28 protein-coding genes are annotated in these 20,706 nt (G+C 67.0%); 20 read left to right on the top strand and 8 right to left on the bottom strand.

The window, feature by feature from the left end:
* Positions 1-42: 42 nt before the first annotated feature.
* The gene (locus NQK81_RS35140) at positions 43-402 is read left to right on the top strand and encodes a BlaI/MecI/CopY family transcriptional regulator (RefSeq protein WP_257484903.1); all 360 of its coding nucleotides are present in this window, start codon (positions 43-45) and stop codon (positions 400-402) included.
* The gene (locus NQK81_RS35135; RefSeq protein WP_257484902.1) at positions 399-1,355 is read left to right on the top strand and encodes a M56 family metallopeptidase; all 957 of its coding nucleotides are present in this window, start codon (positions 399-401) and stop codon (positions 1,353-1,355) included. Before NQK81_RS35140 ends, NQK81_RS35135 begins: the two co-directional genes overlap by 4 nt.
* Before the next feature lie 11 nt (positions 1,356-1,366).
* On the opposite strand, the gene NQK81_RS35130 is transcribed toward NQK81_RS35135, so the two are convergent.
* Complete coding sequence (locus NQK81_RS35130) at positions 1,367-1,807, bottom strand: DUF2752 domain-containing protein (protein WP_257484901.1); 441 nt, start codon at positions 1,805-1,807, stop codon at positions 1,367-1,369.
* A gap of 243 nt (positions 1,808-2,050) precedes the next feature.
* On the opposite strand from NQK81_RS35130, the gene NQK81_RS35125 reads away from it, so the two are divergent.
* Together NQK81_RS35125 and NQK81_RS35120 are read left to right on the top strand one after the other, a co-directional pair.
* Positions 2,051-2,263 carry a zf-HC2 domain-containing protein gene (locus NQK81_RS35125; protein WP_257484900.1) on the top strand — a complete coding sequence of 71 codons (213 nt, stop codon included), beginning with the start codon at positions 2,051-2,053 and terminating at the stop codon, positions 2,261-2,263.
* Between the two features lie 111 nt (positions 2,264-2,374).
* Positions 2,375-2,944, top strand: coding sequence for a VanZ family protein (locus NQK81_RS35120; protein ID WP_257484899.1), 570 nt, complete (start codon positions 2,375-2,377; stop codon positions 2,942-2,944).
* Here the strand turns inward: NQK81_RS35120 and NQK81_RS35115 are convergent.
* The 3 genes from NQK81_RS35115 to NQK81_RS35105 form a co-directional block, all read right to left on the bottom strand.
* Entirely contained in the window at positions 2,920-3,144 is a 225-nt protein-coding gene (locus NQK81_RS35115; RefSeq protein ID WP_257484898.1) for a heavy-metal-associated domain-containing protein, read from the bottom strand. The genes NQK81_RS35120 and NQK81_RS35115 overlap by 25 nt on opposite strands.
* Before the next feature lie 14 nt (positions 3,145-3,158).
* Entirely contained in the window at positions 3,159-4,259 is a 1,101-nt protein-coding gene (locus tag NQK81_RS35110) for a sulfite exporter TauE/SafE family protein (protein ID WP_257484897.1), read from the bottom strand.
* A 99-nt stretch (positions 4,260-4,358) separates the two neighbouring features.
* Positions 4,359-4,817, bottom strand: coding sequence for a DUF6153 family protein (locus NQK81_RS35105; RefSeq protein WP_257484896.1), 459 nt, complete (start codon positions 4,815-4,817; stop codon positions 4,359-4,361).
* 148 nt (positions 4,818-4,965) lie between these two features.
* Between NQK81_RS35105 and NQK81_RS35100 the strand changes: the two genes are divergently transcribed.
* From NQK81_RS35100 to NQK81_RS35050, 12 genes are all read left to right on the top strand, one after another.
* Entirely contained in the window at positions 4,966-5,133 is a 168-nt protein-coding gene (locus NQK81_RS35100) for a hypothetical protein (protein ID WP_257484895.1), read from the top strand.
* Positions 5,130-5,633, top strand: a complete 504-nt coding sequence (locus NQK81_RS35095; protein WP_257484894.1) for a DUF2269 domain-containing protein — start codon at positions 5,130-5,132, stop codon at positions 5,631-5,633. Before NQK81_RS35100 ends, NQK81_RS35095 begins: the two co-directional genes overlap by 4 nt.
* A gap of 9 nt (positions 5,634-5,642) precedes the next feature.
* Positions 5,643-6,212 (top strand): TetR/AcrR family transcriptional regulator, encoded by a 570-nt coding sequence (locus NQK81_RS35090; RefSeq protein ID WP_257484893.1) that lies wholly within the window; start codon positions 5,643-5,645, stop codon positions 6,210-6,212.
* Positions 6,213-6,631: 419 nt separating this feature from the next.
* On the top strand, positions 6,632-6,988 hold the full coding sequence (locus NQK81_RS45595) for a hypothetical protein (RefSeq protein ID WP_503827233.1): 357 nt from the start codon (positions 6,632-6,634) through the stop codon (positions 6,986-6,988).
* A 75-nt stretch (positions 6,989-7,063) separates the two neighbouring features.
* Positions 7,064-8,182 (top strand): PLP-dependent cysteine synthase family protein, encoded by a 1,119-nt coding sequence (locus NQK81_RS35085; RefSeq protein WP_257484892.1) that lies wholly within the window; start codon positions 7,064-7,066, stop codon positions 8,180-8,182.
* Entirely contained in the window at positions 8,179-9,435 is a 1,257-nt protein-coding gene (locus NQK81_RS35080; RefSeq protein WP_257484891.1) for an MDR family MFS transporter, read from the top strand. Before NQK81_RS35085 ends, NQK81_RS35080 begins: the two co-directional genes overlap by 4 nt.
* 49 nt (positions 9,436-9,484) lie before the next feature.
* Complete coding sequence (locus NQK81_RS35075; RefSeq protein WP_257484890.1) at positions 9,485-9,895, top strand: DUF6153 family protein; 411 nt, start codon at positions 9,485-9,487, stop codon at positions 9,893-9,895.
* A 60-nt stretch (positions 9,896-9,955) separates the two neighbouring features.
* Positions 9,956-10,609 (top strand): DUF305 domain-containing protein, encoded by a 654-nt coding sequence (locus NQK81_RS35070; RefSeq protein ID WP_257484889.1) that lies wholly within the window; start codon positions 9,956-9,958, stop codon positions 10,607-10,609.
* A gap of 219 nt (positions 10,610-10,828) precedes the next feature.
* Complete coding sequence (locus tag NQK81_RS35065) at positions 10,829-11,242, top strand: hypothetical protein (protein ID WP_257484888.1); 414 nt, start codon at positions 10,829-10,831, stop codon at positions 11,240-11,242.
* A 193-nt stretch (positions 11,243-11,435) separates the two neighbouring features.
* Complete coding sequence (locus NQK81_RS35060) at positions 11,436-12,458, top strand: C40 family peptidase (RefSeq protein ID WP_257484887.1); 1,023 nt, start codon at positions 11,436-11,438, stop codon at positions 12,456-12,458.
* A gap of 37 nt (positions 12,459-12,495) precedes the next feature.
* The gene (locus tag NQK81_RS35055; protein WP_257484886.1) at positions 12,496-12,858 is read left to right on the top strand and encodes a BlaI/MecI/CopY family transcriptional regulator; all 363 of its coding nucleotides are present in this window, start codon (positions 12,496-12,498) and stop codon (positions 12,856-12,858) included.
* Entirely contained in the window at positions 12,855-13,790 is a 936-nt protein-coding gene (locus NQK81_RS35050) for a M56 family metallopeptidase (RefSeq protein WP_257484885.1), read from the top strand. Before NQK81_RS35055 ends, NQK81_RS35050 begins: the two co-directional genes overlap by 4 nt.
* A gap of 8 nt (positions 13,791-13,798) precedes the next feature.
* On the opposite strand, the gene NQK81_RS35045 is transcribed toward NQK81_RS35050, so the two are convergent.
* From NQK81_RS35045 to NQK81_RS35035, 3 genes are all read right to left on the bottom strand, one after another.
* Positions 13,799-13,972: an STAS domain-containing protein gene (locus NQK81_RS35045; protein ID WP_257484884.1), complete on the bottom strand. Its 174-nt coding sequence runs from the start codon at positions 13,970-13,972 to the stop codon at positions 13,799-13,801.
* 39 nt (positions 13,973-14,011) lie between these two features.
* On the bottom strand, positions 14,012-14,137 hold the full coding sequence (locus NQK81_RS35040; protein ID WP_257484883.1) for a hypothetical protein: 126 nt from the start codon (positions 14,135-14,137) through the stop codon (positions 14,012-14,014).
* Positions 14,138-14,244: 107 nt separating this feature from the next.
* The gene (locus tag NQK81_RS35035; protein WP_257484882.1) at positions 14,245-15,681 is read right to left on the bottom strand and encodes an MFS transporter; all 1,437 of its coding nucleotides are present in this window, start codon (positions 15,679-15,681) and stop codon (positions 14,245-14,247) included.
* A gap of 297 nt (positions 15,682-15,978) precedes the next feature.
* On the opposite strand from NQK81_RS35035, the gene NQK81_RS35030 reads away from it, so the two are divergent.
* The 4 genes from NQK81_RS35030 (at position 15,979) to NQK81_RS45475 (ending at position 18,363) form a co-directional block, all read left to right on the top strand.
* Complete coding sequence (locus NQK81_RS35030; protein WP_257484881.1) at positions 15,979-16,536, top strand: carboxymuconolactone decarboxylase family protein; 558 nt, start codon at positions 15,979-15,981, stop codon at positions 16,534-16,536.
* Entirely contained in the window at positions 16,526-17,065 is a 540-nt protein-coding gene (locus NQK81_RS35025; RefSeq protein WP_257484880.1) for a DUF4396 domain-containing protein, read from the top strand. The genes NQK81_RS35030 and NQK81_RS35025 overlap by 11 nt, the downstream gene beginning before the upstream one ends.
* 10 nt (positions 17,066-17,075) lie before the next feature.
* Entirely contained in the window at positions 17,076-17,873 is a 798-nt protein-coding gene (locus NQK81_RS35020) for an alpha/beta fold hydrolase (protein ID WP_257484879.1), read from the top strand.
* Positions 17,874-17,955: 82 nt separating this feature from the next.
* A complete protein-coding gene (locus NQK81_RS45475; RefSeq protein WP_257484878.1) occupies positions 17,956-18,363 on the top strand; it encodes a four-helix bundle copper-binding protein in 408 nt (135 codons plus the stop codon).
* 80 nt (positions 18,364-18,443) lie between these two features.
* Here NQK81_RS45475 and NQK81_RS35010 read toward each other — a convergent pair whose 3' ends face one another.
* Entirely contained in the window at positions 18,444-20,699 is a 2,256-nt protein-coding gene (locus tag NQK81_RS35010) for a heavy metal translocating P-type ATPase (protein ID WP_257484877.1), read from the bottom strand.
* Between the last annotated feature and the right edge of the window lie 7 nt (positions 20,700-20,706).

Raw genomic sequence — 20,706 nt, 5'->3', positions numbered from 1 at the left:
ACAGTGAAGGCAGGTCGCCACGGCGGGCAACAGGGAGGTCTTATGCGCGGTCTCGGCGATCTCGAGAGTGCGGTGATGGACATCCTGTGGCGTGCCGAAACCCCACTGAAGGTCCGTGAAGTGCTCGAGCAACTCGACACCGGCAAGGATCTCGCTTACACCACGGTGATGACAGTGCTCGACAACCTGCACCGCAAGCAGTGGGCGGAGCGCGAACGGCAAGGTAAGGCGTTCGCCTACCGGCCCGCGCAAAGCCGTGCTCAAGCCGCTGCGAAGTCGCTGCGGGAGGTCCTGAACGAGTCCGGCGACCCCGAGGCCGTTCTCCTCCACTTCGCCACGACGGTGTCACCCGAGGAATCAGCGGTACTGCGCAAGGGTTTGCGCAGAACGGCCCGCGAATGACCGCGGCTCTGGCACTCCTGGCGGGCGCGGGACTGACCGGCTGGCTCACGCCCGGTCTGCTGAACAGGATCGATCCGGCCCGGGCAGACCCGGTAGCGTTACTCGTCGCCTGGCTGCTGGCCGCCGTCGGCGTTCTTGCCGCGACCGTCACGGGCACCGTGCTACTGCTGTCTCCAGGCCACGGTGCCGGCACCACTGTGATGTCGATCGTCAGCGAATGCCTGGCGGCGATCTCCCATGGCACTCCCCCACGCGCCGAGGTCTTCGCGGGCCTGGCGGGAATCGTGCTCGTCTCGCTCTTGACCATCCGGTTCGCCGTCATCGTCGTGCAATTCGCTCGACGACGTGCTCGCACGCGCCGACAGCATCTCGAGACCCTGCAAATGGCCGCCCGCTGCGACGACCGGTGCCCCCGGACCTGGTGGCTGGACCACGATGAACCGATGGCGTTCAGTTACGCCTATCGCCAGGGGGTCATCGTCGCCACCGAAGGTCTCGAACGGCACCTGTCGGCCGCCGAGGTCGCCGCCGTACTCGCCCACGAGCGCGCGCATCTGCGCGGCAGGCATCATCACGTGATCACTTGGGTGGACGCACTCGCGAAGGCCCTGCCGTTCCTCCCGCTCTTCCGCCAGGCCCCTTCGGCCGTGCGCAAGCTCGTCGAGCTGGCCGCGGACGTCGCGGCGGTACGCGAACATGGCGCCGAAACGGTGCGGACGGCGCTGCTCAGCGTGGCCGGGCGCGGCACTCCGGACGGCACACTGGCCATGGGCGGCAGCGGCGTGGAGCTGCGGCTCGCCGCACTGGCGAACGGGAACGCACCCGCGGGACCGGTGAAGCGGGCTCTGACGTGCGTTCTCGCCGCGGCGACGATGACCACTCTCCCGATGATCACCGGGGCCGGCGTCCTGCTCTCGATCGCGGTCGTCGCTTGCCCGCTGACCGGGGTCTGAGCCCCTCGGTTTCAGGATCGCGCCACCGGCCACGACTGCATCAGCAGGTCGGCATTCCACTGCTGGCGAACCGACAACGCGGCCATCCCGGCAATGAGGATTACGACGACGACACGCCGCCATCGCCGCGGCAACCGGATCTCCAGCCAACGACCGGCGACCAACCCGGCTCCAGAGCGGACCAGCACGCAGACAACAGCGGCGGCAAGCGGGAAGACCAGCGGGTTGTAGCGGGCGGCAGCAGCCGTATCCCCAGTCAGCAAGAGGAAAGTCGCCCGAGTACCGCCACACAACGGGTCCATGATGCCCAGATAGTGCAAGGGTCCGTGAAGATCGACCGTCGGCACGCCGACCACGCGCAACGCCACTGCCCCCACCAAGAAGACGGCGGACGCGATGGTCAGTCCACGATGACGATCGCGATCCAGGGAAACCAGAACACGTCCGGTCACAGTCCTACCCAAGGAAGCGGAATCGGCAACGGGCGGGTGCGAACCTGGGGTACAGGAACCAAGTCCGCACCCGCCGCGCCGTAACGAGTGACCAGCAGGGAAACTCGCACGAGTGAGATACTAACCACGGTAGTACTCGATGCGCAATCCCGCCTCCACGTCATTCGCCCAGTCGATCGCGGGCCCACCCGTTGGCTACTAAGGTTTATAGTAGAGCACTGGACCGAGGCCCGAGGAGGCGCGATGGCCAACTTCTGCCCACTCGGCATCTCGGCGGCGGCCTACCTGATCGGCATCCTCGATGAGGCCGAACGTGTGGACTTCGAACGACACATCCGGTTTTGCCGGAGCTGCCGCCAGGAAGTCGATGACCTGACACCCGTCGTCCAGCTGCTCCAGGCCATGAAGGTCGACAACACAGCGAAGAAGCGAGCCCGGCCTGGCCGGAGCCCGTGAGCCTTTCCCTGAAACGGGGAACGCCACACCGGCGATCTACCTACTAAAGCCAGTAGTAGTGGCGCCGACAGGCGATCCGACCGGTAACGCGGGCGACAGCGAGGAGCGACAGTGACGGTCTTCGGCACCCATGTGCCCATTTCGGGCTGGACACTGGTCGCGCTGGTTGTCGGCTGGTTGGTCAGCGTGCCGCTGGCCAAGCAGCTCTCGGCCCGCACCGGCTGGGGCAGGAACGCCACCCTGACGACGCTCATGCTGCTCGCCGCCAGCCTGGCCATCACCCTGACTCCCGGCGAAGACTCGGGCGTCTACGAATTCCACCCTTGCCTGTCCATCGGCGACGCGGACCTGATCGACGGGCTCTTGCATTCCGGCGGCGGTCTCGGCGGCACTCTGCTCAACGCCCTGCTGCTGCTACCTCTGACCTGTGCTGCAACCCTGGCGACCGGGCGTGTGCTGCCGTTGTTGCTTTTCGCGTTCCTGCTTCCCGCGCTCATCGAGCCGTTGCAGACGCTGATCCCAGGCCGTTACTGCAGTCTGTCCGATCAGGCCGCCAACACGGTCGGCGCCGTGCTGGGCGTGGCGCTCGGCTACCTGCTGCTGCGACGAGCGAGCAGGGGTGGATCCGATGGCGCCACGCCCGAACAGTCCTCCGGTCAGGGCCGCCGAGAAGCGCGGTAGCCCAGTTCCTCGATCGCCTTGATCACGTCGTCGACGCTGCTTCGGTCCGCGTCCAGCTCGACGGTGCTGATCCCCTTTTTCACGGCCGTCTGCGTGCTCAGCACGCCGGGGAGGTCTTCCAGCGCGTCGTCGATGAGCAGGGCGCAGCTACCGCAGTGCATGCCGTCGACCTGGAAGATGAACTTCTCGGTTGATGCCATGGTGGACTCCTTGATCAGATGACGGTGATGACGCCGGTGTACATGCCCATGCCGCAGGCGTAGTCCAGCCGACCTGGCCGCAGGACACCTAGGTCGATCCGGGTCTCGCCCCTGACGGGCAGGATCTTCTGCTCGTCCCGGATGACGAACGACCGCACGCAGCCCTGCGCCCCTTCCGACTTGACCACCAGCGTGGTGGGTACCCCGGATTTCGCCTGAACGTTCTCCGGGCTGTAGGAACCGGTGTGCGCGGTGATCACCACGGTCTGCTTCCCGTCCACCGTGGACGCGGCTGCGGTGTCGGCAGCCTCACCCGAGCCGCCGACGGCCTGAGCGATGCGGCTGGCTGAGAGCGGTGATCCGGCCAGTTCCAAGCCTCCGTTGAGGGTGTAGAAGCCCATCGCCAACACCACGAGACCGGTCACCAAGGCGAGCCTGCCTTGCCACGCGGTCGCGGCCTTGCGGGCGGCGTAGCCGAGGATCGCGAACAATGGGCCGGTCCCGAGTACGAACACCGCCATCGTCGCCGCGCCGGCGAGCGCGCTGCCCGACGTCAGCGCGAGGGCTTCGACCGACAACGTCACCCCGCACGGAATGAGGACGGTGGCCAGGCCGAGCAGTGCCGGAGCCAGCGCGGCCTGCGACCGGGCCCGGTTCCGGACGATCTTCGTCCACGAGATCGGCGGTTCGACGACCACCCGGCGGAAGCCCGGCACGCCGAGCTGCGCCAGCCCGAAGACGATGATCAAGAGACCGGCGCCGATCTGGAGCCAGGTGCGGGCGCCGACGGACAGTTCGACGGCGCCGCCGACGGCTCCCAGGAGCGCTCCGAGCAGCGTGTGCGAAACCAGTTTCCCGGCGAGGAACCCGCCGACCGGCGCGAGGTCGTCACCGAGCTGGGCGCGCCAACCCTGTTGATCCACCTCTTGTCCGGACCGGGCTCGAGCGTTCCCGTGGTACTGCGTTCGCCCCTTGGCACGGCGAGCCGGCGTGGCCGGTGAGGCAGCCGCCGCCTTTTGGCGGGTGATCAGCCCGGTCAGCAGTCCACCTTGGACCGCGGCACAGGACACGCCACCGGCGAACAGACCGGTGACGAGGACAGCAGCAAGATTCATGCGAAAAGCCTCCTGCGAGGAAGTAGAGAGAAGCCGGTGAGCGCTAGCCCGGCACGGCGACCGGAGCGAGCGGTCAGCCGTGGTGCGGGCAGACTTCTCCTACGCGCGCAGAAGGCAGAGTTCCTCGAGCCGCGGGGCCCGAGACCAGACAGCGGGAACCACTACAACGCTTACTCGCCTGGAAGAAGCTGTCACCAGGCCCCGCAACCGTGAAGGCGGCAACGCGGCGACAGCCGCGACGACCGCAAAGAGGAAGGCAAGGCAGGTCGCCAGCGACCCGCCCAATCCCTGGTGGTCGAGCATTCCGCCGCTTTCGGCCGCACAAGGGCCGGTAGCCCGCATCTCCGTCGACGCTCCCTTGTGGCTCGCGGCCGCTACTGCGGAATCGCAGGCGATGGGCGTCTCCGCCTCGCTCATGCCGTGCGCCATCGGCATGGCCATGCCTTCGGTGCATTGCAAACCTGCCGCGAACGCGACTCCCGCAAGGACAGCCAGCACGGCGACCAGCCGCGCGAGCTGGCCTCGCACGGCTGTCGTCTGGCGGGCTGTCCGCGTCACGACGGCGATGATACGGAGGCCGGCCGTCAATTCCGTGTTCGACTCCCTCACGAGTTGCGTACACATCGACCACTTCGTCTCTGGACGTAGACAGAGTGTCTTGAAAAAGACTAGCGTGTGCGCTCGAATCCACCGAAGGGACGCTGCCGTGACCACACCACCCGACCGCCCGGACAATTCAGCCGACGCCGAACCTGCGGACCAGCCGGAGCCGAGGCCTCGGTGGGTACTCGCGGCCGCGGCGGTCGCGATCACGCTGCTCGTCGTCTTCGTGGTCCTGCACTTGGCCGGCCTCAATATCGGCGGACACCGATGACGCCGCGACTGCGCAAGTTGTCACTCACGGTCCACATCGCGACGTCGCTCGGCTGGCTCGGTGCCGTGGCGGCGTTCCTGGCACTCGCCATCGTCGGCCTGGCCACTGAAGACATCCAGTCCGCACGGGCGGCGTACCTCGCGACGGAGATGGTGTCGTGGCTCGTGATCGTGCCGCTGAGCTTCACCGCCCTGGTCTCGGGCCTGATCCAGTCCTGGGGAACCGCGTGGGGATTGCTACGGCACTACTGGGTGACGTTCAAGCTGCTGCTCACGACCTTGGCCACGATCGTCTTGCTGGTGCACACGCAGGTGATCGACCACGTCGCGGCCACCGCCGGCCAGGCCGCCTTGCCACTGGAGCCGTTGTCCGGCATGCGGATCCAGCTCGTCGTCGACGCCGCCGCCGCGATCCTGATCCTGCTCGCGACCACGGCTTTGGCCGTGTACAAACCACGAGGCCTGACGCGCTACGGGCAGCGCAAAGCAAGGCGCGCGTAGGCTGATCAAGTGCCCAAGATCTGGAGTGAGTCGATCGAAACGCACCGCCAGGCAGTGCGGGACGCGGCTTTGGACACCGCCGCCGCCCTGGTCGGAGAACGCGGGCTGACCGGCGTCACGATGTCGCACATCGCCGAGCGCGCCGGGATCGGCCGCGCGACGCTGTACAAGTACTTCTCCGACGTCGAGGCGATCCTGATCGCCTGGCACCAGCGCCAGATCACTCGTCACTTGAACCTGCTCACCGCGGCGAAGGAGCGCGCCACCGACCCGCTGGGACGGCTCACAGCGGTACTCGAGACCTATGCCCTGATCTCCCATGAACATCACGGCACGGCACTGGCGGCCTCGCTCCACCGAGGCGAGCACGTCCAACACGCCAGAGAGCATCTCCAGGGTTTCGTCGAGACACTGATCGCCGACGGGGCAGGATCCGGCGACCTTCGCGAAGACGTTCCACCCGCCGAGCTCGCCACCTTCTGCCTGCACGCGCTCACCGCGGCCGACGGGATGAAGTCGAAGGCCGCAGTCCGGCGACTTGTCCAGGTCACCCTGAGCGGGCTGCGTCGCCACCCGTGACAACCGCGGCAGGTAAAGACTTGCCAAAGAACTACTATTGCACTTAGTATGGGTAAAGTCAGAGCGCTCTTGTAGCGTTCCGTACCGCCCGCGTCGACCCTCCCCCTTGGCGACGCGTGTCGGCGGGTGCGGGGTCCCGCATGACTCCGCACCCGCATTTTTCTATCGCCGACACGATATGGTCGATCCGATTAATCGGAATTCCCACATGCCAGGACTCGGCTAATCGCGCGATTACGCTGCGTTCAAATAGAGTTCACTAGCAACTACCATGGGTAGTAGACTTAGGCGAGATCGAGTGAATTCTTCGCTACTAGTAGAACTAGTACGATTGAAGGTGGCAGACGGAAGTTCTTTGCTGATACGGTCCGATAACTGTGAGGGGCTATCCGACTACGCCGCGTCGCAGAGTGGGGCCAATGCTATGGCTCGTCACTCTGCTCTTTTGGCTTCTTTCGCTGCAGCTGGGCCAGTGTTTCCCGCAAGCACACGCCCACGCGGGTGAACATGGCACCACCAGCGCCGCGACGCATGCCCCACTGGCCGACGACTGCGAACCTGAGCACCACGCACACCGGCAACACACGACCACGGACGTCATTCACCGCGGTACTCGAGGAACGACAGATACGACATGGTCGGTAGTTCCCCTCGAGAATACGTTTACCGGATTATTCCGCTCACCGGTTCATTCCTCCGTCCGTGGAAGCCCGGGACGTGATCCGTGCCTAACCGGAAGCGCCTTGCTCATCAAGATCTGTGTCACGCGAACGTGATCGGACTGAACGACCCAGCCGACCCCGTTCCGTTCGACCGTCGCGCCCCGCGACGATTCACTGAAAGAGATCTCGATGAGGACACCCCTGTCCGCCAACGGCTCGACCGTGTCCGGGACCACCCTCCCCGGCCAGAGGACCATCACGCACGGCCGCAATCCGGCCAGTGCGGTCGGCAACACCCCGGTGCTGTGGATCGATGAACCGGATGCGGCGCCGGGCCGCGGTTTCTGGGCGAAGCTCGAAGGATTCAATCCCGGCGGGATGAAAGACCGCCCGGCCTTGCACATGATCGCCCGCGCACGGGAGCGGGGCGACCTGGCTCCGGGTGCGAGGATCGTGGAGTCGACCAGCGGCACGCTGGGACTCGGCCTCGCGCTCGCCGGAATCGTCTACGGCCACCCGGTCACCGTGGTCACCGACCCCGGTCTCGAACCGATCGTGCACCGGATGCTGGCCGCGCACGGCGCCCGTGTCGAGCTCGTCACCGCGCCGCACCCCACCGGCGGCTGGCAACAGGCCCGCCGGGACCGCGTGCAGCAGCTCCTGGCCGAAGAGCCCGGCGCGTACTGCCCCGACCAGTACAACAACCCCGACAACGTGGACGCCTACGAACCGCTCGCCCTGGAGCTGGTGGACCAGCTCGACCGTGTCGACGTCCTGGTGTGCTCAGTGGGCACCGGCGGCCACTCGGCCGGCGTCTCGCGTGTCCTGCGCGAGCACTACCCGCGGATGAAAGTCGTCGGCGTCGACACCATCGGTTCCACGATCTTCGGGCAGCCGGCGCGACCTCGATTGATGCGCGGGCTCGGCTCCAGCATCTACCCGCGCAATGTGGACTACCGCGGTTTCGACGAGGTCCATTGGGTAGCACCGGCCGAGGCGGTGTGGACCTGCCGTCGGCTCGCCGCATCCCACCACGCGACAGGCGGGTGGAGCGTCGGAGCGGTCGCACTCGTTGCCGGTTGGCTCGCGAGGACCGAAGCTGCCGACACGCGGATCGTCACGATCTTCCCCGACGGCCCCCACCGCTACTTCGACACCGTCTACAACGACGACTACTGCGCGGCGAACGGCCTGCTCGGCCAGACGCCCGCGGACGAGCCCGACGTCGTCGACGGTCCCTTCGACCAGGTCGTCGAACGGTGGACACGCTGCGCCCACGTCATCGACCCGTCCGAGGTGCGGGCGTGAAGGACCTGGTCGTCAAGTTCCGGTCGTTCGACCGGCCTTCCCAGCTGTTGATGCTGAACCAGTTCACCATCAACCTGGGCTTCTACATGCTGATGCCCTACCTCGCCGGGCACCTGTCCGCGGATCTCGCGCTGGCGGGCTGGGCCGTGGGCCTCATCCTTGGCGTGCGGAACTTCTCCCAGCAGGGCATGTTCCTGATCGGCGGCACCCTGGCCGACAGGCTCGGCTACAAACCGCTGATCGTCGCCGGATGTGCCCTGCGGACGGGCGGGTTCGCCCTGCTCGGCCTGGTCGATTCGGTTCCGGCACTGATCATCGCCTCGGCGGCCACCGGATTCGCGGGTGCGCTGTTCAATCCCGCGGTGCGGGCCTACCTCGCCGAAGACGCCGGTGAGGAGCGAAGGGTCGAAGCCTTCGCGTTGTTCAACGTGTTCTACCAGGCGGGCATCCTGCTGGGCCCGGTCGTCGGACTGGTACTGACGAGCTTCGCCTTCCAGGTCACGTGCCTCGTCGCCGCCGCGGTATTCGCGGTCCTGACCGTGCTGCAGATCCGGTCCCTGCCGCCACGTTCGCGTACCAAGAGCGACCCGGCCGCACGGACCTCGATCCGGCAGGACTGGGCGACCGCGTTCGGCAACCGCTCGTTCGTGCTGTTCTCGCTCGCGATGATCGGCTCATACGTCCTGTCGTTCCAGGTCTACCTCGCACTCCCCCTCGAAGCTCGCCAGGTCGGCGGCCCCGGAGTGGCGGGAACCACCCTGGTGGCGCTGCTGTTCGCGGTGTCCGGAGGGCTGGCGATCGCGGGACAGCTGCGGATCACCGCGTGGTGCAGGCGACGGTGGGGATCCGGCAAGTGCCTCGCCGTCGGCCTTCTTCTCATGGGAGCGGCGTTCCTCCCACCCATGCTCACCGCGGACGCGACGGCAGGTCCGGTCGCGTTGAGCTGGGCATCGCTGATTCTCTCCGCCGCCCTGCTCGCACTCGGGACCATCGTGGTCTTCCCGTTCGAAATGGACACGATCGTCGCCCTCTCCGGCGGCAAACTGGTGGCGACGCACTATGGGCTTTACAACACCGTGGTCGGCGTGGGCATCCTCCTCGGCAATTTGCTCACCGGCACCGCGTTGGACATCGCGAGAAATGCGGGTCTACCAGCGGCACCCTGGGCTGTCCTCGCCGTGATCGGAGCCGGTTGTGCCTGGTGCCTGCGTGCGCTCGACAAGGCCGAACGCCTCACCCCGGTGGCGGCGTGAATGCCGCGACCCCGCCGCATCCGCCGAAGCAGATAGGTAACCTTGGGTCATGACGGCGAGCGCGCTCAGCAGAACCCAGCAGGTCTTCCTGCTGGGCGTGCTCGCCTTTTGCCTCATGGCGATGCACCACCTCACGACGTCGACCGGCATGCCGGAGATGGCTCCGGCGGCGCAGGCCGCCGGCGTCGGGCACGGTGAAGGAACCGCCGCCACCGAGCAGGACGGCGACCATCCCACCTCGCCGCACGACGACCACGGCTTTCTGCACCTGTGCCTCGCCGTACTCGGTGCGATCGGTGCGCTGATCGCCGGTCTGGGGCTTCTTTTCCGCTTCCGCCGGTCCCATCCGGTGTACCGGGCGGCCGAACCGGCCGGCCCCCGCGCCCCGCCGCCACCGTCCAGACCTCCGGACCGGCCCGGCAGACTGATTTTGAACTCCTTGTGCGTATTGCGCGTGTGATGGACGGGTTTCCTCGTCGATCACACTCATTTCAGCAAGACAAACAAGGATGTATTCACCATGCGCAAAACACTGATCGTCAGCGGTGTCGCCATGGCCGCCGCGCTTGTTCTCGCGGGCTGCAGCGGCAACGACGCCGGAATGTCCGGCATGGACCACAACAACAACTCGTCGGCGGCTCCGTCGTCGGGACAGCAGGCCGGCCAGAACGCGGATGACATCGCCTTCGCCCAGCAGATGATCGAACACCACAGCCAGGCACTGGACATGTCCAAGCTGGTGCCGTCGCGCAGCACGAACCCCCAGGTCATCGACCTGGCGAAGCGCATCGAGAAGGCTCAGGACCCGGAAATCCAGCAAATGAAGGCGTGGCTGACCGCCTGGGGCGCGAGCCCCGCGGCGAGCTCGAGCATGCCCATGGACCACGGATCGATGTCGACGACCCCCAGCGCGCCGACTACCGGGATGGACCACGGCTCGATGTCCGGCATGATGACCGAGGCCGAAATGAAAGAACTCGAGCAGGCCAAGGGTGCCGACTTCGACAAGATGTGGCTCGGCATGATGATCCGGCACCACCAGGGCGCTGTCGACATGGCGAAGACCGAACTCGCCAAGGGTTCCAACGCCGACGCCAAGGCACTCGCCCAGAAGATCATCGACGCCCAAGAGGCCGAGATCCGCGAGATGCAGGGGCTGCTCCCGCAGGGCTGATTCATCGCCGCCGGGCGCTTTCCGCGCCCGGCGGCCGCCCGCCAGGTCTCGACGGGATCCCTCGCCAGTAGGTACTATTACATCTAGTACTACTTGCCGTAGATCTCTTCCGACTCAGACAACAGGTGATCGATGTCGCGTCATGCGCTCCGGATCGTCACACCGACCCGAAGCAACCTCGTGCAGCTCCTGCACTCATGGACACAGGAGCCTCGCGTCTTGCACATCGGCGCGGCAGGCGAGGACATGAAGGCAGCCCTCGCGAATGCGGGATTCCTGGTGACCGTCGCGACCAATGTGGACGATCTCGACATCACCTTGCCTGCCGGAACCTACTTCGACTCGATACTACTGAACTCGGAATCCTTGACAGGACGGGAAAGTCTACGTTCTCAGATTCTCTTGCTACGGAAGGCCGCCGAACACGTCACAGCGAACGGCGTTGTCCTCGTGGAAGTGCGCCCAGCGACGTCGCCGGCGCCAATCGAGCCGCGACACGGCGCGCACATCCACATCGCCGATGAGCTCGATCTGATCGCCGAGATGGCCGGACTGCGTCGCGTGCACCGCTCTCAGCTCATCGAAGACTCCCATGAAGAGATCCTGGCGAGTCTGTACCGGCGCAAGCCGTAGTGACCATCACATTCCGGCTTATCGCTACTCTATGCCACCTACCTAGTACTAAGTGAAATAGTGGACAAGTGCGGCTCGTTACCTTACGGTGACCCGCGGGCCTTCGGGGCGGTCCGTGACCAGGCTCGAAAACACGACAGGAGATCCAGCACCCGTGACACCGCACCGACGCCGTACGGCTTCACTGCGCGTCTTGACTGCCGCCGTTGTTCTCCCGCTCGGATTGAGCACGATCCCCGCGAGTGCGCAGCCGGCGCCGCCACCCGCCGAGGCGCAGGATCCGATGTCTCGCTACCAGCGCCTCGGCGCCGACGCAGCGAAGGCCGAAGAGGATTTCTCCGCCGCGCAGGATGACCTAGCCGCGCGAAAAGCCACAAGCGCCAAGGCTGACGCCGATCTCGCCGCCGCCAACTCGGCATTGGCGGAGGCGGAGGGCTCCATCACGAAGTTCCGGGGCGAGGTCGACAAACTCGTCGCCGCGAACTTCCAGGGAGCGTCTTCGGTCAACCAGCTCGCGGCGTTGCTCGACAGCGACAGCCGGACGGAGTTCCTGCAGAAGTCCGCGGCCATCTCTCTCTTGTCCGGGCAGAAGGCGGACGCGCTCGCCGGGCTGAGGACCGTGCTCGATCAGGCCGCCAAAGGCCGGGCACAGGCGGCAGAAGCCCAGAAACGTGCGAGCGAGGCGACAGCGGCCGCGCAGTGGGCGGTGGACCAGGTCACCAACCGGAAGGCCGACCTCGACCGGCAGATCAAGCAGGTTCGTCAGGCACTGGGAGCTCTTCCGGCGCAGGACAAGGCCAAACTCGGCAAGGTCCAGGACAGCGGTTCTTATCTCGGTCCGCCCGGAGCGGCGAACGACGCGCTGCAAGCCGCACTGTCCAAACGGGGCTCGCAGTACGAATGGGGTGCCACCGGCCCGGCCGAGTTCGACTGCTCCGGCCTGACTTCCTGGGCCTACCGCCAGGCGGGCGTCAACATCCCCCGCACCAGCCGCCAGCAGTACACAGCCGGAAAACCGGTCTCCCTCGACCAATTGCAGCCTGGCGACCTGCTGTTCTACGACGACGGAACCGGCAATCCCGGCGCCATCCACCACGTCGGCATGTTCGTGGGCAGCGGGAAGATGGTCGACGCGCCGACCGAAGGACAGCTCGTCGACGTCCGGTCCATGAAGGGTGACGGGCACCTGATCGGCGCGAGGCGCATAGTCGGCTGACCGGGGCAGGACGGTATCCTTCCTGCCAGGAGGTGTCATGCGTCGGTTGGGCGAGCTTGAAGCCACGGTGATGGACGTGCTGTGGCGCGGTTCGGAACCCATGCTGGTCCGCGAGGTGCTCGACGAGATCGCCAAAGAGCGGGAACTGGCGTACACCACGGTCATGACCGTGCTGGACAACCTGTACCGCAAGGAATGGGTCGTCCGCGAGATGGAAGGCCGCGCATACCGCTACCGAGCGGTCACCTCGCGTGAGGAATCGACCGCTCAGGCTCTTCGTGACGTGCTCGACTCGGCGAGCGACCCGGAATCGGTGCTGCTGCACTTCGCGCAGTCGGTCTCCGAAGAAGAGTCGGACATCCTGCGCCGCGCCTTGCGCCGAAAGCAGCGAAAGCGGTGATCGCCGCCGCCGCGCTTCTCCTCGGCGTCCTGATCGTCGGCTGGTGTTCCCCACCGGTCCTGGCGAGATTCGGGACGCCGCAGGGCAGCCCGGCGGCGGCGATCACGTGGTGGCTCATGACCGCGATCGGTCTGGTGGTCGGCACGGTCGGCGGAGTACTCCTTCTCGCTCTGCCCGGTCATGGCCCCGCGGATCAGATCACCCGCTTGATCGACGCCTGTCTGTCCACGATCAGTCATGACGGGATACCGTCCCTCGACCTGGTGGTCGGTGGTACGGCCGGAGTTCTGCTGACGTTCGCGCTCTTCCAGCTGCTCTTGTCCTCGATCAGGCGTCGACAGCGCCGCAACCAGCTGCATGAGCGGCATCTCGACGCATTGCGGCTGTCCGGATCCCGGTCATCGGATCGTGTCCGGACCTTGTGGCTGCCCCACGAGCACCCGATCGCCTACAGCCTGGGCGGACGTCGAGCCATGATCGTCGCGAGCGACGGATTGCGAACCCGGCTCACCCCCGCCGAGCTGCGAGCGGTCCTCGCCCACGAGAACGCTCACGTCCGTAGCCGTCACCACCTGCTCACCGGCTGCGCCGATGTACTGGGCAGGACGCTGCGCTTCATCCCGCTCATGCGCGAACTACCGAAAGCGATCAGCCTGTTCGTCGAATTGGCCGCCGACCGGACGGCGGCCGCGGAATGTGGGACCGGGCCGGTGCGGTCGGCGTTGCTCACCATCGGGGCCACTGGCGGGCCGAGGAAAGCGCTCGCGATGTCGGGCGGTGACACCTCTATCCGGATCAGCCGGCTCGAGGATCGTCAACGGCTGCCCGTGCGGTCCGGGGTGACCAGCATCATCGGCGGTGTCGCCTGCTTGACCGCCCCTGCAGTCATTGCCGTCGCCCTCATGGGGGCGTTCAGCCTCGCCTTCTGTTGATAGCTGGCTCAGCCGATCGGCAACAGGTCCGATAGCCCAGTACGCAGCAACAACCGGCGAATCGTCGCCGAGGGCCGGAATTGCAGGGCGACGCGGTCGGCGGCACAGCGCTTGTTGAAACCGATCAGGGTCGACAGGCCCGTGGAATCACAGAAGTCCACCGCGTTCAGATCGACGACCACACTGCTCGGCAGCGGATCAAGGGCCTGGCCGAGTTCCGCTCAGAGGAACTCGGTCGTCACAAGATCGAGGTCACCGGACACGGTGATGGTCACGTGCCCTGGAGCTGCGCTGGTGGTCGCCACCGACAGCGGCTCCATCCTGCCGCCACTGTCTCCGTCTGACACCGTCAACCTTCCTCTGTCCGCCTTCGAAAGTATGGCAAATCCAGGTGAAACGCCGCGTGGAGGGCAGACCTGGAAAGGTCTCGCCCTCCACGCGGTGGTACAGCCGGTCATCGCACGACCGCCGGGTCACCTCCGGCGACTTCGCTCGGCGCGCTCCGGGGGAAGCGCAGGGTGGCCATGGCCAGGAAGCCACCGGCGACCGCGATGCCCGCGGCCCCGAGGAACGCCGCCGAGTAGCCGCCGGTCAGCGCGACCGGGTCGCCGATCCGGCCCGCGCCGAACGACACCCCGACCGCGGTCATCGCGGCCAGGCCGAGTGCCGAACCGATCTGGTACGAGGTGTTCACGATCCCCGACGCCAGCCCGCCTTCCTCCGGCTTCGCGCTGGAGATCGCGGTGCCCAGCGACGGGATGAACGCCAGCGCCTGACCGAGCGCCGCGACCAGCGACGCGGGCAGGACGTCGACCAGGAAATTACCCGTCGGGCTGACGAACGACAGCCACACCAGCCCGGCGGCGAGCGCCCACAGGCCGCCGATGATCATCTTCTTCGGCCCGAAGCGGCCGATCAGCCGGGGCGCGACCGCGACCATCAGCACCACGATCAGCACGGTCATCGGCAGGAGCGCGGCCCCGCTGGCGAACGCCCCGTATCCCAGCACCTGCTGGAGGTACAGGTTCAGGAAGTACCACATCGGGATCCACGCCGCGCCGAGCAGGAACTGCGCGAGGTTCGCGCCGCCGAGATTCGGCGTCCGGAAGATCCCCAGCCGCACCAACGGAACCTGGCGCGACCGCTGGATCGCCACGAACACCGCGAGCAGCGCGACACCACCCACCAGCGCACCCCAGGTACCCGCCGAGCCCCAGCCCGCCTCCGGCGCCCGGACGACACCGAACACCGTCAGCCCGAGGCCAGCGGTCGCCGCGATGGCGCCGGCGACGTCGACCGAACCACGCCGGGCCGGGGCGGACGGCATCAGCCTGCCGGTGGCCACGATGGCGATCAGGGAGATCGGGACGTAGAGCCAGAAGATCCACGGCCACGACAACCACTCGGTGATCACACCACCGAGGAACACCCCCGCGGTACCGCCCGCGGGCGCGGCCGCACCGTAGAGCGCGAGCGCCTTGGTCAGCTCACGCGGCCGCGCGCCGAACAGCATCATCAGCAGGGTCAGCGCGGACGGCGCGATCAGCGCGGCACCGGCGCCTTGGAGGACCCGGCCGAGGAGTTCCACCCACGCGGTACCCGCGACCGCGGCGACCACGGAACCACCGAGGGTGACGACCCAGCCCGCGGTGAACATCTTCCGCGCGCCGAACAAATCCGAGAGACGTCCGCCGAGCAGCAGCAGCCCGGCTAACGCGATGACGTAGGCGTTGAACACCCAGGACAGGTCTCCCGGGGAGAACCCGAGGTCCTGCTGCATAGCGGGTAGAGCGACGCCGATGATCGAGGTGTCCATGATGACCATGAACTGGGCCAACGCGATGAGTCCCAGCGCCCACCACCGTCGTGGGTCCGGGGTTGTCTCCGCCATGACGACCGTCCTTTCGAGTCTCATTACCCCTAGGGGGTATTGCGGACATGAACTTAGACCGGTTCCTGGCGCCGCACAAGTACCCTTAGGGGGTATCAGTGTCGCGATCGTCACAGGCGTCGTTTCTTAGGCAAAACCCGTTGCGCGACAAAGAGTCGTCACGTAGAACATCGAAGACTTCATCAGAAGATCGCCAGGACGAGCCACGCTCTTGGTGAACGCGGAACCATCGACGCTGGACAGATACCCCATACGGGTATAAAGTTTCCGTGACCGACTGCCAGTAAAGGAGGAGCCGTGCAGCGTCTTCAGTCGCTCGATCCGGCCGACGCGCCGGCGAAGTCCGCCGAACTGCTCGGCGACATCGTCGAACGGCGTGGCTCGGCAGGTCCGATGGTGTCCGCGATGGCCAACTCCCCCGCGCTCCTTCAGGGCTATCTCGACTTCTCTCGGGCCATGAAGCGGGTCAAGATCCCGCGGCCGCTGAGCGAAAAGATCTCGCTCGCACTGCAGGAGTGGATCGGTTGCGCGTTGTGCCTGGACGCGCACACCCGCGCCGCGCTGAAAACCGGGCTCACCGAGGCCGACGTCGCCCTGGCCAGACAGGGCACCTCCACAGATCGGCGCGAGGCCGCGCTGATCGCGTATGCCGTGCGAGTTCTCGCCGAACCGGCGTCCCTCGGCGATGAAGACATCGCCGAGTTGCGTGAACACGGCTGGAGCGATCAGATCATCGCCGACACGGTGGGACTGGTGTCGCTCAACCTGCTGACCGGTTCCTTCAATCTCGTCGCAGGACTCGAACCCGCGCCTGCCGAGCAGTCCACAAAGGAGAAACACAACCATGTCGGTTGAGCACGACCACTCGCACCACGGACACCACCAGCACCACGGTGACCACAGTGGGCATGCGAGGAACGGGGGCCACGAACACCACCAGCAGGGCAAGGTCTCCTGGGGCATGGCGGCCTCGGCCACCCTGCACTGCCTCACCGGCTGCGCCATCGGCGAGGTGCTCGGCATGGTGATCGGCACCGCGCTGGGCTGGGGCAACGTCGCGACCATCGTGCTCGCCGTCGCGCTGGCGTTCGTCTTCGGTTACGCGCTGACCATGCGCGGCGTGCTGCGCGCGGGTGTCGGCTTCAAGCAGGCCCTCAAGGTCGCGCTCGCCGCCGACACCGTGTCGATCATCGTCATGGAGATCATCGACAACACCGTGATGATGGTGGTCCCCGGCGCGATGGACGCCGGACTCGCCAGCTGGCTGTTCTGGGGCGCGCTCGCCTTCGCCCTCTTCGTCGCGTTCCTGCTCACGACTCCGGTCAACAAGTGGCTCATCGGCCGCGGCGCCGGACACGCGGTGGTGCACGCCTACCACCACTAAGGTGTCCACAATGGAGATCACGTATCAAGGCCGCGATGACTGGCCGCTCTACGCGGTCTCCCTCGGTTCCGGGCCACCCCTTGTGCTTCTGCACGGGGGTGGCCCTGATCATCACAGCCTCATCCCGCTGGCCGAGCGGCTGGCGGACCGGCACACGATCATCCTCCCCGACGTGCGCGGATACGGCCGATCGGCCTGCACCGACCCGGCTCGGCACACCTGGACCCAGTACTCCGACGACGTCGCGGCGCTACTCGATCACCTCGGTTTTCAGCGCGCCGTAGTCGGTGGAACCGGGCTCGGGGCCACCATCACCCAGCGCACCTGCCTCGAACACCCCGGCCGCGTCCGCGCCGCCATCCTGATCAGCGTCGAAGACATCGAAGACGACGAAGCGAAGCAAGCCGAGATCGCGTTTATGGACGCCTTCGCCGAACGTGTCCGGACCGACGGCATCGAAGCGGCGTGGGCACCGGTCCTGCCCGAGCTCGCTCCCATCATCGGCACGCTCGTACGTGACGCCATCCCGCGCTCCGACCCCGCGAGCATCGCTGCTGCGGCCACCATCGGCCACGATCGCTCGTTCCACTCCGTCGACGAACTCGCCGCGATCACCACGCCCACCTTGGTCTTCCCGGGCATGGACCAGCGACATCCGACCGAGCTGGCGGAGAACGCCGCTCATGTCCTGCCCAACGGCCGTCTCGCGCCACTCTCCCTGTCGGACACGCTGCGCACCGCCGAAGACCTCGCCGACGCGTTCGCTCCAGCCATTCGCCGGTTCCTCGCCGAGCACCACCTCTACTAGGTGACATAGTGGTTCACGGGTTTATACCCACCACCTCGGGTACCCGAAGGTTGCCACGTGTTTCGCGAGGAAAGGAATCGTCATGACGCAGGCAGCCGAGATGCTCCGCACCTACCCGGCGGATCTAGGCAACGTGAACCGGGAAGCGCTGGCCAGGTGCATAGAAGCGTGCTTCGAGTGCGCCCAAACTTGTACGGCGTGCGCGGACGCATGTCTCAGCGAAAAGAGTGTCGCCGAGTTGGTCAAGTGCGTGCGCACGAATCTCGATTGCGCGGACATCTGCGCGACCACGGGACGGGTCTTGTCCCGGCACACGGGCTACGACGCGAAACTGACGCGGGCCATCGTCGAGGGATGTGCCGCCGCATGCAAAACGTGTGGTGACGAGTGCCAGGGACACGCGAGCAAGCACGAACACTGCCGCGTATGCGCCGAAGCGTGCCGTCGCTGCGAACAGGCCTGTCGTGACCTGATCAGCACCCTGAGCTGATCAACTTACTGTCCAGGGCCGACAAGAAGGCGCTCGCGCGGCACCGGAAGTGCCGCGCGAGCGCCTCGTTCGAGCGGGCGTCAGCTCGCCGTGCTGCGGAATCCCTTGAGCCGCAGGCTGTTCGTGACCACGAAGACCGAGCTGAACGCCATCGCGGCGCCGGCGATCATCGGGTTGAGCAGCCCCGCCGCGGCCAGTGGCAGCGCCGCGACGTTGTAGGCGAAGGCCCAGAACAGGTTGCCCTTGATGGTGCGCAGCGTCCGCCGCGAGAGCCGGATCGCGTCCACCGCCGCCCGCAGGTCACCGCGGACCAGGGTGAGATCCGACGCCTCGATGGCGACGTCCGTGCCGGTACCCATGGCCAGGCCGAGGTCGGCCTGTGCCAGCGCGGCCGCGTCGTTGACGCCGTCGCCCACCATCGCGACCACCTTGCCCTCGCCCTGCAGCCGCTTGACCACGTCGACCTTGTCCTTGGGCAGGACCTCCGCGATCACCTCGGTGATCCCCACCTCCGCGGCCACCGCGCGGGCCACGGCCTCGTTGTCCCCGGTGAGCAGGACCGGGGTCAGGCCGAGCGCCCGCAGCTGACCGATGGCTTCGGCCGAGGTCGGCTTCACGGTGTCCGCCACCACCAGGACCGCGCGGGCCGCGCCGTCCCAGCCGACGACGATCGCGGTCCGGCCCGCCTTCTCCTCGGCGGCCTTCGCCTCGGCGAGCTCCTCCGGCAGGTGGTGCGCCCAGTCCTCCAGCAGCGCGCTGCGTCCGGCCAGCACCGCCTTGCCGTCGACGATCCCTTGCACACCAAGGCCTTCGACGTTCGTGAACTCCTCGACGGCCGGGAGTTCGCCGACACGATCCCGCGCGCCGGCCACGATCGCCTGCGCGATCGGGTGCTCGGAAGCGTTCTCCAGCGCGCCCGCGAGCCGCAACGCCTCGTCGGCGTCGACGCCCTCGGCGACGTGGACCTCGACCAGCGACATCCGTCCGGTGGTGACGGTGCCGGTCTTGTCCAGCACCACGGTGTCGACCGCTCGGGTGGATTCGAGCACCTCCGGACCCTTGATCAGGATCCCGAGCTGCGCGCCCCGGCCGGTGCCCACGAGCAGCGCGGTCGGCGTCGCCAGACCCAGCGCGCAGGGGCAGGCGATGATCAGCACGGCCACCGCCGCGGTGAACGCCGCCGACGCCGTGCCGCCCGCACCCAGCCAGAACGTCAGGGTTCCGGCGGCGAGCGCGATCACGATCGGCACGAACACCGCCGAGACCCGGTCCGCCAGCCGCTGGACCTGCGCCTTGCCGGTCTGCGCGTCCTCCACGAGCTTCGCCATCTGCGCCAGCTGCGTGTCCGCGCCGACCCGGGTCGCGCGGACGACGAGCCTGCCGCCCGCGTTCACCGTCGCACCGACCACCGCGTCACCGGCACCGACCTCGACCGGGACGCTCTCCCCGGTCAGCATGCTCGCGTCGACCGCGGACGTGCCTTCGACGATGACGCCGTCGGTGGCCACTTTCTCCCCGGGCCGGACGACGAACTCGTCGCCCACGACCAGCTGGTCGACCGGGATGCGCTGTTCACGCCCGTCACGGAGCACCGCGACGTCCTTCGCGCCGAGTTCGAGCAGGGCCCGCAGCGCCGCTCCGGCCCGGCGCTTGGACCGCGCCTCGAAGTACCGTCCGGCGAGGATGAACGTCGTCACCCCGGCGGCGACCTCGAGGTAGATGTTGCCGTCCCCGGCCATCCGCTGGACGGTCAGCTCGAAAGCATGGGTCATCCCCGGTGTTCCCGCGCTGCCGAACAGCAAGGCGTACAGCGACCACAGGAACGCGGCGAGCGTGCCCATCGAGATCAGGGTGTCCATGGTGGCCGCGCCGTGCCGTAGGTTCGCCCACGCCGCCTTGTGGAACGGCCACGCCGCCCACACCAGCACCGGCGCGGCCAGCGTCAGCGAGATCCATTGCCAGTAGGTGAACTGCAGCGCGGGGACCATCGCCAGCAGGATCACCGGCACCGACAGCACCGCCGAACCGATCAGCCGCTGCCGCAACGGCGCGATCGGATCGGCCTCCTCACGAGGCTCATCCGAGGCGGTCGTCTTCTCCGGGGCGGGCACGGCGGCCGAGTATCCGGCCGCCTCCACCTGCTCGATCAACTTCTGCGGCTCGACGTCGACCGGGAAGGTGACTTTGGCTTTCTCGGTGGCGTAGTTGACAGTCGCGGTGACGCCGTCGAGCTTGTTGAGCTTCTTCTCGATACGCATCGCGCACGACGCGCAGGTCATCCCGGTGATCGCGAGTTCGACTTCGGTTGTCCGCGTCTGGTCCACGTCGGATGTCATCGTGCTC

This window comes from Amycolatopsis roodepoortensis (assembly GCF_024628825.1).
Lineage (GTDB): Bacteria > Actinomycetota > Actinomycetes > Mycobacteriales > Pseudonocardiaceae > Amycolatopsis > Amycolatopsis roodepoortensis.
This window is presented reverse-complemented; position numbering and strand designations above follow the sequence as displayed.

Coding starts and splice junctions, on each gene's coding strand:
- NQK81_RS45595 (WP_503827233.1), top strand. CDS start 6,632: ATGCTATGGCTCGTCACTCTGCTCTTTTGGCTTCTTTCGCTGCAGCTG.
- NQK81_RS35055 (WP_257484886.1), top strand. CDS start 12,496: ATGCGTCGGTTGGGCGAGCTTGAAGCCACGGTGATGGACGTGCTGTGG.
- NQK81_RS35020 (WP_257484879.1), top strand. CDS start 17,076: ATGGAGATCACGTATCAAGGCCGCGATGACTGGCCGCTCTACGCGGTC.
- NQK81_RS35125 (WP_257484900.1), top strand. CDS start 2,051: ATGGCCAACTTCTGCCCACTCGGCATCTCGGCGGCGGCCTACCTGATC.
- NQK81_RS35085 (WP_257484892.1), top strand. CDS start 7,064: ATGAGGACACCCCTGTCCGCCAACGGCTCGACCGTGTCCGGGACCACC.
- NQK81_RS35010 (WP_257484877.1), bottom strand. CDS start 20,699: ATGACATCCGACGTGGACCAGACGCGGACAACCGAAGTCGAACTCGCG.
- NQK81_RS35095 (WP_257484894.1), top strand. CDS start 5,130: ATGACGCCGCGACTGCGCAAGTTGTCACTCACGGTCCACATCGCGACG.
- NQK81_RS35115 (WP_257484898.1), bottom strand. CDS start 3,144: ATGGCATCAACCGAGAAGTTCATCTTCCAGGTCGACGGCATGCACTGC.
- NQK81_RS35110 (WP_257484897.1), bottom strand. CDS start 4,259: ATGAATCTTGCTGCTGTCCTCGTCACCGGTCTGTTCGCCGGTGGCGTG.
- NQK81_RS35135 (WP_257484902.1), top strand. CDS start 399: ATGACCGCGGCTCTGGCACTCCTGGCGGGCGCGGGACTGACCGGCTGG.
- NQK81_RS35140 (WP_257484903.1), top strand. CDS start 43: ATGCGCGGTCTCGGCGATCTCGAGAGTGCGGTGATGGACATCCTGTGG.
- NQK81_RS35025 (WP_257484880.1), top strand. CDS start 16,526: ATGTCGGTTGAGCACGACCACTCGCACCACGGACACCACCAGCACCAC.
- NQK81_RS45475 (WP_257484878.1), top strand. CDS start 17,956: ATGACGCAGGCAGCCGAGATGCTCCGCACCTACCCGGCGGATCTAGGC.
- NQK81_RS35075 (WP_257484890.1), top strand. CDS start 9,485: ATGACGGCGAGCGCGCTCAGCAGAACCCAGCAGGTCTTCCTGCTGGGC.
- NQK81_RS35035 (WP_257484882.1), bottom strand. CDS start 15,681: ATGGCGGAGACAACCCCGGACCCACGACGGTGGTGGGCGCTGGGACTC.
- NQK81_RS35070 (WP_257484889.1), top strand. CDS start 9,956: ATGCGCAAAACACTGATCGTCAGCGGTGTCGCCATGGCCGCCGCGCTT.